General features: G+C 39.7%; 8 protein-coding genes. 7 read left to right on the top strand and 1 reads right to left on the bottom strand.

Features of this window, described 5'->3' with window-relative positions:
• Nucleotides 1–672: 672 nt before the first annotated feature.
• The 7 genes from BST86_RS13730 (at nt 673) to BST86_RS13700 (ending at nt 12,190) form a co-directional block, all read left to right on the top strand.
• Nucleotides 673–3,912, top strand: a complete 3,240-nt coding sequence (locus tag BST86_RS13730) for a SusC/RagA family TonB-linked outer membrane protein (RefSeq protein WP_242446543.1) — start codon at nt 673–675, stop codon at nt 3,910–3,912.
• A gap of 18 nt (nt 3,913–3,930) precedes the next feature.
• A complete protein-coding gene (locus BST86_RS13725) occupies nt 3,931–5,718 on the top strand; it encodes a RagB/SusD family nutrient uptake outer membrane protein (protein ID WP_105983739.1) in 1,788 nt (595 codons plus the stop codon).
• A gap of 27 nt (nt 5,719–5,745) precedes the next feature.
• Nucleotides 5,746–7,308 carry a DUF5123 domain-containing protein gene (locus BST86_RS13720; protein WP_105983738.1) on the top strand — a complete coding sequence of 521 codons (1,563 nt, stop codon included), beginning with the start codon at nt 5,746–5,748 and terminating at the stop codon, nt 7,306–7,308.
• A gap of 103 nt (nt 7,309–7,411) precedes the next feature.
• On the top strand, nt 7,412–8,842 hold the full coding sequence (locus BST86_RS13715) for a glycoside hydrolase family 28 protein (protein WP_105983737.1): 1,431 nt from the start codon (nt 7,412–7,414) through the stop codon (nt 8,840–8,842).
• Nucleotides 8,843–8,859: 17 nt separating this feature from the next.
• Nucleotides 8,860–9,849, top strand: a complete 990-nt coding sequence (locus BST86_RS13710; RefSeq protein WP_105983736.1) for a DUF4861 family protein — start codon at nt 8,860–8,862, stop codon at nt 9,847–9,849.
• The gene (locus tag BST86_RS13705) at nt 9,849–11,099 is read left to right on the top strand and encodes a glycoside hydrolase family 88/105 protein (protein WP_105983735.1); all 1,251 of its coding nucleotides are present in this window, start codon (nt 9,849–9,851) and stop codon (nt 11,097–11,099) included. Before BST86_RS13710 ends, BST86_RS13705 begins: the two co-directional genes overlap by 1 nt.
• Before the next feature lie 131 nt (nt 11,100–11,230).
• Nucleotides 11,231–12,190: an alpha/beta hydrolase gene (locus BST86_RS13700; protein WP_105983734.1), complete on the top strand. Its 960-nt coding sequence runs from the start codon at nt 11,231–11,233 to the stop codon at nt 12,188–12,190.
• A 7-nt stretch (nt 12,191–12,197) separates the two neighbouring features.
• Here the strand turns inward: BST86_RS13700 and BST86_RS13695 are convergent, their stop codons facing one another.
• Nucleotides 12,198–13,658, bottom strand: coding sequence for an Ig-like domain-containing protein (locus BST86_RS13695; RefSeq protein WP_172443357.1), 1,461 nt, complete (start codon nt 13,656–13,658; stop codon nt 12,198–12,200).
• Nucleotides 13,659–13,697 lie beyond the last annotated feature (39 nt).

Below are 13,697 nucleotides of genomic sequence, written 5' to 3'. Positions count from 1 at the left end.
GATCTTACCACCTACCTTTTCAAGGTTGAAATTGGTATATATTTTTTTCCGTCAAGCGAAAAAATGCTCAACGAAGATCCTTTTAGGTCTAGATCAACTAGTTCAAAAGATAAAAGACTTTCAATGGTTGTGGGATAAATTTGGAATTTTGGCGAATTGACATCGCCGTATCCCAGTTTAGGGCATTTAGAGCTTATCATACCAGAATTACTTATTTCTAAGTAGCTCTTGCTCCATATTTTTCATCCTTAGGAGTAGCAGAAAAATCCGCTGTCGCGAAAGATGTGTACGTAGAAACGGTCATTGGATCAGCATTTCCTCCACCTGTTTCTGCAGCACTAAAGCCTTATAGGTAATATTCGGCGTATTGCAGTGATCCACCTATTGTAGCACTGATTATTAAGATGCTATGGACAAAACTTTTCATAGAGTTAAAAAGAAATATACTTATATAATCGATTACATAAAGAACATTGTTAATTCTATTTTGGAAATCTGCAAATTTTATTTGTAGAAATCATATTGTTAGCTGACCTATCCAAAAATTAAGATTAATAAAAAGATTAAGATATAATTTGCATAATTCAAAATATGCAATACATTTGGGTAATCGATTACATTTCAGTAATAGTTTAATTAAATCAGCTTATGGTTTTTAATTTATTTCATTCGTTGTTATTCGGATCAAAGGAGAAAAGACACTCTCGTTTTACTCAAGGATTAGCAAGAACATTCCTTTTTGCAACCTTATTTTTATCTGCAAGTTCAGTGGTTCAAGGTCAAAACCTTATCACTGGAACGGTAAAAGCGGCAGATACAGGTGAACCCTTATTGAACGTGACCGTTTCTGTCAAAGGCAACCCTCAATTAGGGACTGTGACAGATTTTGATGGTAACTTTACCTTAAGTACGCCAACTGAGAATCCGATTCTGGTGTTCTCTTACGTAGGGTATTTGAGTAAAGAAGTTTCTATAGCTAATGAAAGCTCCATCACTGTCTCTCTTGATCCTAGCACTGAATCATTAGATGAGATTGTGATCATAGGATATGGCAGTGTTAAAAAATCAGATTTGACAGGTTCTGTGGTATCTGTAGGTGGTGAAGCACTGACTAAACAACCTATTTCTAATGTAGCTGAAGCCTTAACGGGACGATTGGCTGGTGTACAGATTTCATCATCAGAAGGTTCTCCAGATGCAGAAATCAACATTAGAGTACGTGGCGCAGGCTCTCTAACACAAGATAGTTCACCTTTAGTTATTGTTGATGGTTTCCCTATCAACAGTTTAAATGACATTTCTCCAACAGATATCGATACAATTAGCGTTCTTAAAGACGCATCTGCAACAGCAATTTATGGTTCTCGAGGAGCAAATGGAGTTGTTCTCGTGACTACCAAAAAAGGAAAAGCAGGAAAAATTAGTGTGAATGCTAATGCCTATTTTGGTTATAGTAAAATTGCTAATACTATTGATGTCCTTCAGCCTGATGACTTCGTTTTATGGCAACGTGAATATGCCTTGTTGAGGGACCTTCCAGAATCTTATGAAAGATTCTTTGGTGAGTGGCAAGATTATGATCAATATATTGGTCTTAAAGGCAATGACTGGCAAAAGCAAGTGTATGGCGAACAAGGTACACTTAATAGCAGAGACTTTGCCATAAGAGGCGGATCAGATGCTATTAACTTTAATTTCAACTATGCGCATTTTGATCAAAAAGCCATACAAATAGGATCTGATTTTAAGCGTGACAACTTATCGCTAGCCTTGAGAAGTGAAGCCAGTGAAAAAATTGATCTATCATTTACCATAAGGTATTCAGATACAGAGATCAATGGTGGTGGTGCAAATGAGCAGAATGAATTCTCATCTGCTGATGCTCGATTGAGAAACAGTGTTGGATACTCTCCTATTCCTCTTCCAGGAATTACGACAACTAATACTGATGAGGCGTTAGCTGGTTACCTAGTCAACCCATTAGTATCAGTTGCTGATAATCAAAGACAACAATTGAGAAGGAATTACAATCTGCTAGGAGGTTTAGGTTGGGAAATTATAGATAATCTTAAGCTTCAGTCTGACTTTGGTATAGATTTTAGAAATGATCAGGATTTCCGTTTCTACGGTCGTTCTACCTACTATTCCAATAACGTTCCTTCGGTAGAGAATCTTGGACTTCCATCCTTGATCTTTTCTGATCGCAAACGAGAATCGTTCAGAAATGCGAATACCTTAAACTATGATTTCGAAAAGTTTTTGAATAATGATCATCGTTTACAGCTATTGGTTGGGGAAGAAATCATCATCAATAAAGACACGCGTACTACAACAGAAATAAATGGCTACCCAGCTGATTTTGATTTTAATAATGCTGTGAGTTTAACCACTCAAGGGTCACCAAATCTAGTAGATAACTTCATTAGTGCAGATGATAAGCTACTATCCTTCTTTGGTCGCGCCAACTATAGTTTTCTAAATCGTTATTTGCTAACCGCTACTTTTAGAGCAGACGGTTCTAGCAAATTTGCTAAGGGTAATCGATGGGGTTACTTTCCATCAGCAGCCGTAGCTTGGAAGTTAGACCAAGAGAATTTTTTAAACGAGGTAGATTGGGTTGACAACTTGAAACTAAGAGTTAGTTATGGTGCTGTAGGTAACAACAACATTCCTCCTAATCAAGCAGTTCAAACCTTTGAATCTAACGACACAAACTACTTAAATAACATTACAGATTACTGGTCTACATCTCGAACATTGTTTAATCCAGATTTAAAATGGGAAACAACGGTAACACAAAATGCTGGTTTAGACTTCACACTGTTCAATGGTCGCTTTTCAGGAACCGCAGAGGTTTACAAAAATCTAACAAAAGATCTATTAGTTAATTTCCCAATACCTGGAACCGGATATATCAGTCAATTCAGGAATTTGGGAGAAGTTCAGAATTCTGGTATAGAGTTGACATTGAACTATACACTATTCAATGAGCAAGATTATGGAGCAGACCTTTCGTTTAACATAGGATTTAATAACAACAGGATCAATTCATTAGGAGGTGATCTAATAAACTTTGGAGCAAACACCAATTGGGCATCCTCTCAAATTGGGAACGATTACCTAGTTCAGGTAGGCCAACCCATAGGAATTATGTATGGTTATCAAAGTGACGGAAGATACGAGATTGACGATTTCACTTATGACCCAACTGCTGCCGAACCTTACACCTTGATTGATGGTGTTCCAAGCAATGAAGGTATTGTAGGAACTCCAAGACCAGGAAACATGAAGTTGAAAGATATCAACGGTGACGGAGTGGTAGATGTTGACGATCGAACGATCATAGGTGATGCAAATCCAGACGCCGTAGGTGGTTTTACTTTAAATGCCAATGCTTATGGTTTTGATTTAACCGCTGCTTTTAACTTCAGCATTGGGAATGATGTCTACAATGCCAATAAAATTGAATTCACAACATCAAACTTAAATAGTCAATATAGAAATTTAAGCACGATGCAAGCAGACGGTGTGAGATGGACTAATTTAAATCCTGAAACGGGTTTACTCGTACAAGATCCTCAGGAACTTGCAGCTTTAAATGCAAACACAACCATGTGGTCACCGTTCTCGAATAACTTTGTATTCAGCGATTGGGCAGTTGAAGATGGATCATTCTTACGTTTGAACACCTTGAGTTTAGGTTATACATTACCAGAAACGATCATTTCAAACTACGGGCTTACCAAGGTTAGGTTTTATGCTACAGCCAGCAACGTATTTATACTTACTAATTATTCGGGTCTTGATCCAGAGGTTTCAACTCGAAGAAGAACGCCTCTTACTCCAGGTGTAGACTTTTCTCCCTACCCTAGAAGCAGACAAATCGTGTTCGGACTTAATCTTAATTTCTAATTAAACATTTTACAAAAGATGAAATATATAAAACTTGCTATAGTAATATTTACCATCAGTCTTTTAAGTTCTTGCGAGGATGTTGAAGGAGAGTTTTTGGAAGCTCCAGCGCAATCGACCTTGAATGAATCCGTAATATTTTCCACGTTCGATTTGGCAAAGGGTGCTGTTGATGGAATATTGGAGCCTATGGGGCAGACCAACTCGTATAGAGGTAGGTTTCTACCATACTATGGATTTAATACCGATGCGGAATGGAATTATAATTCTGACGAAGCAAATAACCCAACGGGCGAATTGATGATCTATGATGCAGAACCTACCAATTCGCAGATGAATACCGAAAACAATGCGTGGGCTCAAATGTATTTGGGTATCGAGCGTGCTAATATTTGTATCAAAGGGCTTCGCAGCTTTGGGAATACTGATGTAAATGAGGATTTAGGTCAGCTTTTAGGTGAAGCCTTAACCTACAGAGCTGTTTATTATGCGGACCTAATGAAAGCTTGGGGTGATGTCCCTGCCAGATTTGAACCTATTACCCCAGAAACTCTATATCTTCCTAAAACTAATAGAGATGAGATCTACAAACGACTATTAGATGATCTCGCTGAGGCTTCGGAACTGGTAGCTTGGCCTAATGAAAATTCACTTACAACTTCCGTTGAAAGAGTGAACAAAGCTTTTGTAAAGTCTCTAAGAGCGCGCCTAGCGATGGTCGCTAGTGGATTTCAACAGTATCCTGATGGAGTAAGGAGATCCAACGATCCAGAGCTTTCGGTGACTAACATGTATACTTTAGCATTGAGAGAGGCAGACACAGTAATTACTAGTGGGCGAGTTCAGCTATCATCGTCTTTTGAAACACTTTGGAGAAATTATAATGAAGAAGTCTTGAGTGCAGGCAGAGAGTCACTCTGGGAAATACCTTTTGCGGCAGGTAGAGGCCGAATGCTTTTTTCTTTTGCGATTAGACATCGTGGAGTAGACCAACATACTGGTCAGGCACGTGGTGGTATCGCTGGCCCATTACCTAACCTATTCTACGATTACGATGAAGATGATTTACGTAGAGATATTACGTGTATTCCATACCAATGGGGTATACCAATAGATGGTTTTGCAAAACAAGAGCTTGTAGGACTCAACACGTGGTATTTTGGAAAGTATCGTTATGAATGGATGAATAGATATGTTACATCAACTAATGATGATGGAGTTAATAAGATTTACATGCGTTATGCAGAAGTCTTACTTATAGCTGCAGAGGCTGCCAATGAATTGCAAGGCCCAGGTGCAGCTGCTCCATACTTGAAAGAAGTTCGTAGAAGAGCATTCCCATCTGCTTTACAAGCGCAGAAAGTGGACGGCTATGTGGATAATTTAAATTCACAACAGGCAATGTTTGACGCTATCGTCCAAGAAAATAAATTTGAATTCACTGGTGAGGCAGAAAGAAAACAAAACCTCATTCGGTGGAATTTACTAGGTGAAAATTTAAGAGAAGCAAAAGTAAAATTAGGAAACCTTCAAACGCGATCAGGAGAATATGCAGATGTCCCGACCACGGTTTACTTTAGATATGCTGAGGATAATGAAACATTGGAAATATATGGACTAAACAGAGGTGAGACCCAACAACCAGGTCCAGAATTTTCAGCTTTTGATTGGACGACATTGACAGATGTAGAAGTAAACAGCTTGTTTAAGGAAGGTGTTGATCCAGATGACCGACAGTTCTGGCCTATCTGGCAAACTTTCATTGACGGTAGCAACGGTCAATTAACCAACGATTACGGATACTAAACGTCAACAAACTAATAACGAGTTATTATGATGAATAAAACCACAAAGGTCTTTAAAATCTTTTTAGGAGCACTATTGTTCCTTTTAGTGACCACCAATTGTACGGATGATGATGAATTAATCACAGAGCTAAACGTTAAAAGAGAATTTGCTCCTGTGAACGTTCGAGCTCAGATAAGAACTCAAACGACAGTAGAGCTAACCTGGAATGCGGACGAGAATGTAAATGACTACATTGTAGAGGTTAGTGAAGACCCTAATTTTGGTACGTTGACCGAATCTAGAGAAGTCACCTTTAACGAGCTTCCTGTTAGAATTCTACTAGCAGCAGAAACCCTTTATTATGTTAGAGTAAAAGCGGTGAGTTCTAGAGGGCTCGAGGATTCAAAATATTCGACGGCAGTTATCGCGCAAACCTTAACAGAGCAGATATTTTTACCTACCCAAGATGGAGACATCATGGCTAACCAAGCTTTATTGAGATGGGTTCCCAATAGTACCGTTACTACAATAATCCTGAACAGAGAAAGTAACAATCCTATTACTCGTGAAATCACACCACAAGAAGTGATTGAAGGGACAGCTATAATTACAGGTCTAACCGGAGAAACCCAATATAGAGCTACTCTTTTAAATGGAAATAACATTAGGGGAATTATAGACTTTACAACAGAGGTTGATGCCAATTCTGGAAACGTGGTAACTCCTGCTGATGATCTTTTTCAAAAAGTAGCTGATGCCAACCCTGGTGACGTTCTGCTTTTAGAAGCTGGCGATTACACAGATCAAGTAGGAACAATTACTCTGGACAAATCCCTGACCATTAGAGGTCTCCTAAGCTATGACAAACCGTTGCTCAAAGTAAGCATCTCTATTGTTGGAGGCGCAACTGATGTGAATTTAATCGACTTAGACCTATCTGGTGACATAGCCACAGATCTTACAGATACTGTACGATACACTGGCGCTGGTGCCTTTAATACATTGGTTCTTGATGGCTGTAATGTTCACGACTATAATAGGTCGTTTGTTGCAGGCAATCAAACTGGAGCGATCTTACAATCCCTTACCGTTAACAACTGTATAGTAACAGACGTTCTTACCTCAGGTGGAGACTTCATCGATTTTAGAAATTCAGATGTATTGGATACTGCTGTTACCAACAGTACTTTCAATAATTGTGCTCCTGGACGTGACTTTTTAAGGTTGGATGCTGCTGGTGATTCTAACGGCACCACTAACATCAACGTGCTTTTAGAAAACTGTACGTTATATGGCGTTTCTGACACGTCAGACAGAATTCTATACGTGCGCTTTGAAACAAACACCATAACCGTGAGAAACAATCTGTTTGCTCAAACATCGGCATACTACTCTAACCAAAGTAGAACAGACCCGAACACTCTATTTGACAACAACAATTATTTCAATGCAGAAGGTTTCTATGATGCCGGTAATACTGTTTTTGATGCTACTTCAACCTACTTTACTCTAGATCCAGAATTTGAGAATGTGGAAGAAGGAAACTTCAGCGTGTCTAACCAGACCTTAATTGACAATAATATAGGTGACCCTAGATGGTTGCGATAAATAATTTTTAAAATGAGTTAGCAATGAAAAGAGGTATCCATTTTATGCATACCTCTTTTTAATTAAGCTAATTTTCTAAAAGCCCATAATTGACAAAAAGCCCATGTTTAAAAACCAAACTTCTAATCTCAAGATTTATTTGTTGACCCTGCTATCGTTCCTTACGCTTTTAAGCTGTAAGACATCAATTACTAAAGACAATACAGCCGTCGATAATTTTGCTGCTGCAGATCAAATCATTGAGGATATCATCATACCTACCTTTCCTGAGGCCACCTTTAATATTTTGGATTATGGAGCCGTAGCAGATGGCGTTACGAAAAACACAGTTGCCATTAAACTGGCAATAGAAGAGTGTAACGCTGCCGGTGGCGGTACTGTCCTAATACCTAGCGGAAAGTTCCTGACGGGCGCCATTTATTTAAAAAGCAATGTCAATCTACACCTAGAAGATGGAGCTGTCGTTTTATTTTCTACGGAAACAAAAGACTTCACTCCATTGGTTCATACATCTTATGAAGGCCAGGAATTGATGAATTACTCGCCACTCATCTATTCCTATAAAGAGAAAAATATTGCCATTACAGGCAAAGGCGTATTTGATGGACAAGCGAATAACGCGAACTGGTGGAAATGGGCCGGCAAAGAAGAATATGGATATGTAGAAGGAGAACCTAAACAAGGTGACGATCATAACCTACCACGATTATGGGCATTCTCTGATAAAAACAAACCTGTCAGTGAGCGTGTCTTTGGTGAAGGGCATCAATTACGTCCGCAATTTATTCAGCCATTTGGTTGTGAAAATGTACTTATTGAAGGTGTCACGATTTTAAATGCTCCATTCTGGGTAATTCACCCTATCAAATCTAACAATGTTACGGTTGATGGAGTAACCATTAATAGTCATGGACCCAACAATGATGGCTGTGATCCAGAGTATGCAAAAAATGTTCATATCACAAACTGTACGTTTGATACCGGTGATGACTGTATCGCAATAAAGTCTGGTAGGAATAACGATGGGCGTCAGGTCAATATTCCCAGTGAGAATATTGTCGTAGAAAACTGCGACATGAAGGATGGACATGGTGGTGTTGTGATGGGCAGTGAGATATCTGCTGGAGTTCGCAATGTATATGTGAGAAATTGTACCATGGACAGTCCAGAGCTGGATCGAGCCATACGTATCAAAACCAATACTCTTAGAGGTGGTTTTGTAGAAAACGTTTTTGTAAAAGATATTAAAGTAGGCAAGGTTAAGGAAGCCATGCTTAGAATCAATGCTTATTATGGCACTTATGCAAATCAAGAAGGTGACTTTATTCCTTCCATTAAAAACATCCATCTAGAAAACATAACGGTGGAAGATGGCGGTAAATATGGAGTGCTGATCAAAGGGCGACCAGAAAATATTGTCAAAAATGTGACGCTTAAAAACATCACCATCAAAAGTGCAGATACAGATCTTTCGGTAGAGAATTCTGAGCCACTTCAATTTGAGAATGTGACCATCAACGGTAAAAAATACTAATTCAAGATCTTTTAGAAATGAAAAAAATATTGCTACCAGCTATGATTATCTTGATTACGCTTTCGTGTAAACGAGAACAAACAGAGCAGCAGGCTACCAACGAAAACCAAGAAGCAATTACAGCAAGCACGTCCTATGCAGAGATTTCTAGAAAGGAAGGTGGCTACTGGGAAGGCCGCGAGTACATGGAAGGCTACTTCAAAAACGTAGATACGCTCGTGGTACCTGCAGAGCATACAGACCACTCGTGGTTCATACGTTATGAAGGTCCAGGATGGGAAAATAACCAGATAGGTTACAGGCTATATCTTGACTGGCGCAATGCGATTGACATATTTGGAAAAAAGGTAGACACGCTTGTGCTACCGTATGTAGGTCAGGATGGATTTGACTCCTATCATGAAGAGCAACCCTGGGGACAGGACATCTTGAAGGCTGGTAAATCCATGGGAATAGGTGGTTACGGTCGCATCTTAAATGACACCGTTGCGCATTTTAGAAACGTTTCCAATACTACTGCGGTAATAGAAAATCTTGAAGGAAAATCAACCATTCACATTGATTATGAAAATTGGAAAACTGGCAACGACAGTATCAATCTCAGCACCCAATTAAGCATCCTAGCCAGTGATAGGTTTACTAAGGCCGTTTTGAAACCTTCTCGAGAAATTGAAGGCCTGTGCACGGGAATCGTAAAATTTGAAAATGTGCCCTTATCAAAAAAAGAAGGTGCAAAGTGGGCTTACATTGCCACATACGGGAACCAGACCTTAGTGAGTGATGACGATAAATTGGGCATGGCTTTGTTTTATCGTTTGGGTCAGGTAGAACAGCAAAAAGAAGGAGTCAACGACCACCTTGTCATTTTCAAACCTACCACTCAGGAACTCACTTATTATTTTTTGGGTGCTTGGGAACAAGAGCCTAATGGAATCAAAAATGAAACAGACTTTTTTGCTGACCTAGACCAGAAATTAAATACTCTAGAAAACACAAACTCCCTATAATGGACCGTACTGATTTTGCCCGATTGGGCCTGTTATTCCTTTTGTTCACCTCTATAATTGCCTGCAAACCTACCGACGAGTCTTCTAAGAGCAGTGCCACAGCTAGCAAATCGGCAGAGCTGACCGTGCCTAAAGATCTCAAGTGGTCAGAGCGCATGATGCTTTCTGAAATGGAACGTGTGCCAAAGGCTTCCATGCTAGATTTTCAAGAAAAGCCGCGTTGGAGCTATACTAACGGTTTAGTTCTTAGCGCTTGCGCGAAAGTGTATGAGCAAACAGGCAAAGAACAATATTATGACTACATCTATGCCTATGCAGATGAACTCATTGACAGTACAGGTACCATCGAAACCTATAAGTTATCCAACCAGAACCTAGACATGATCAAGTCTGGTGATGTGTTGCTTTATCTATATCCTAAGACAAAAGAAGAACGTTTCCTGCTCGCGATGCAAACACTGGATGATCAAATGGAATCACAACCCAAAACATCTGACGGTGGTTACTGGCACAAAAAAGTATATCCATACCAGATGTGGCTGGACGGTCTATACATGGCAGAGCCTTTCCATATAAGATATGCACAAGAATATATAGATGATGAGGCTGAAGTACAGCAAATCTATGACGACGTGGTGCTGCAATTTGATCTTATTCAAAAGCATAGCCGTGATGAAGAAACCGGATTATTATATCATGGCTGGGACGAGAGCAAAGAACAACAATGGGCTAACAAGGAAACAGGCAACTCACCTCATTTCTGGTCCAGAGCCATGGGCTGGTATGGTATGGCGATGGTAGATGTATTGGACTTCTTGCCAGAAGAGCATCCAGGTCATGCAAGAATAGTCACTTACCTCAATCAGTTTGCAGAAGCGATTACAAACGTTCAACACGAGTCTGGCCTATGGTATCAAGTGATCGATCAAGGCGACCGCGATGGTAACTATCTGGAAGCTTCTGGATCCTCTATGTTTACCTACACATTTGCCAAAGCGGTAAGTAAAGGCTACTTACCTGAAAAATATGAGGACGTAGCCCAAAAGGCGTATCAAGGGATTATCAACAACCTCATCACAGTTGAAGAAAATGGACTAGTCAATCTCAATCAGGTTTGTGGTGTGGCCGGACTAGGTGGTAACCCGTATAGAGATGGTTCTTACGAGTACTATGTTGGAGAAATCATTAGGCCTAACGACCCTAAAGGTACTGGACCATTCATTTTGGCAAGTTTAGAATTGAATCGCTAAAAAACTTGGAAAAGCTGTTAGAGTTTTAAGTTTTCATTAATCAAATCATTCATTTAAAAATGATGTTGATCTTTTACATTTAAATTTTGGCTCCATCGATCTTTAACTCAGGGCAATAATTAGAAGATTTAATGAAGATCCTATTTTATTGTTTAACTGTATCAAATCTATTGCTGGGGACTATAGCCAACGGTCAACAGCAAGAGCCAGAATTCAAGCCCTATTCTGCCGAATCCACTTTCCAAAAACTAAAAAAAGACCATCCGTTCATAAAGCCTATCAAATCCATCGATGGTACTCTTTTACGAAGTAAGGAAAATAAGACCTATAAAAAGGCAGGTGGAAATAAATTAAAACTCGATATCTATCGTCCTCAAAAAACTTCAAAAGACCGATTTCCTGCCGTCATTTTAGTTCACGGTGGCGGCTGGCTCACGGGAAGCAAGGAAAACCAACGAGCGATGGCGCAGCATCTATCTCAAAATGGATTTGTTGCGATCACCGTTGCTTACCGTTTAGGGCTTGAAGCTCCCTATCCTGCTGCTGTGCTTGACATAAAAGATGCAATCAAATGGAGCAGAAAGAATGCTAGAAAATATAATATTGATCCTGATCGTATCGCTATCCTTGGTGCTTCAGCGGGTGCGCAACTGGCCACACTGGTTGGAGAAACTGCAGACTCCAATATTTACGAAGTAAATCCAAAGGTTTCAGATAACGTGCAGGCTATCGTGAATATTGATGGGATTGTGTCTTTTATCCATCCAGAAGCCGCTGCAGAAGGTAAGATGGCAGGAATATGGCTCAATGGCTCTAAAGAAGATAATTTCCGAAATTGGAAAGAAGCTTCTCCTCTAGAATACCTGTCTCCCGAGTCACCTCCTACGTTATTCATAAATAGTACTCAGCCGCGATTTCACGCTGGTCGTGATGAAATGATTGCTTATTTGAAGCAGAACAACATCTATTACGAGCAATATACCATTCCAGGAACTCCTCATTCCTTCTGGTTGGTAGAGCCTTGGTTCCAATCAACTTTGGAATACACTATTGCCTTTTTGAATAACGTTTTTGAAATCAAAACTGAATAGCGCTAAACTATTCAAATTCAAAAGCACCTATATCAGGTGCAGGTCCATTGAACGGTAGACCTACATCAACTCCTTTATCGATCAAATCACTGCCAGCAATAAGTCTCAAGGCGTCTACTTTGGGCAAATTACCCTCTGCATCTCTAGCTGACAACAATAAGCTGATGTCTAAGTTTTTGAAGTCTTGGTCGTTAGTTACTAGTCCATTTTGCCATCCATTGTTAGTGATGTCCGTTTGTGTGGCGTTGTAGCTATCTGAGTTAGTACCGTCAAATGATAAGGAGTTCTTGATTAACAAGGATGCCGCAATATTAGTAGTACTGAAACTGAAGTTTCTTCGATTATCGTAAGCTGAACTATTGTAGATCTCTATGTTTCCTCGGTTGCTATTGTGATCAAAACCGTCCTGAGTATTTCCTACCGCTACACAGTTTTTGTAGATAGCATTATGTCTAAGTTGCTTGTCATCACTACCGCCAGTTTTAAAGCCGTTTCCATCACCAGCACCGACACTACCATCTTGCAACCTGCCGTTGTTGATGGACCAGCAATCTTCATGTGTTGTGGTTATATTATCGGTATTGCGTAAATAACCATCCCAACCGTCATCAAGATTTTGCCAGGCTCTACAACCTTTGAATTTATTGCCTGTTCCTGCATCGAGCTTACAAGCAAAACCATCTGCGTTTTCTAGGGTTGAATCTGCATTAAAATACGAGTCGCAGTTCAAAATAAAATTATTGCTGGCACCATTGTCAAGTTGTAATCCTGTATCCGCATTCTCGCTAAATGTGCAAAATTCAATGATGTTGCTGTCTCCAGTAATATGTATTCCGTTGTCTCCTGCGGCATAGACATCAATGCCTTTGACATGCCAAAAGTCTGCAGATAACTCAATGCCTCTATTGGACGAGTTTTCGCTCATAGCGGAAAAATCAAACTTAGGCCTTTCACTATCTAATGGATAGGCATAAAATATAATAGGATTGGTACTGGTTCCATTTTTTGTGATTCTGATAGGTGAACTAAAAGTATAAGTCCCACCACGTACGTATATTTCTTCACCAGGCGTTGCGTTAGCAAGCGCATTGATGATTTCTTGAGAGGTTTGAACGATCGTGCCCTCAATTGCTTGAGCAACACCTGAGATCGTAAATGTTTTGCTTCCGGACACATTTGAGCCATCCTGAGCTGTTACCGTGATGGTGACGTTACCATTTGACACCGCGCTAAGAACACCTGTTTCAGAAATAGTGGCGATTTGAGGGTCCGAGCTGCTCCAAGTGACTGTTTTATTGCTAGCATTGCTAGGAATAAAGCCTACAGACAGCTGGTTGGTGCCACCATCTGTTATATTTCCTCCATAGATTACCAATGTTTCAATCTTGATCTCAGTTTCCTCAGACATGCTTTCTGAATCATCAGTACTACAAGTGATCATTGTGAAGGCGATTAAGCACAATGACATTATTTTCAAGACACTTTTAAATCTCTTCATATTTTTTAA

Origin of the sequence: Nonlabens agnitus (genome assembly GCF_002994045.1) — a bacterium.
GTDB classification, from domain to species: Bacteria; Bacteroidota; Bacteroidia; order Flavobacteriales; family Flavobacteriaceae; genus Nonlabens; species Nonlabens agnitus.
The sequence above is the reverse complement of the archived record's forward strand: the minus strand, read 5'-3'. Positions and strand labels throughout refer to the sequence as shown.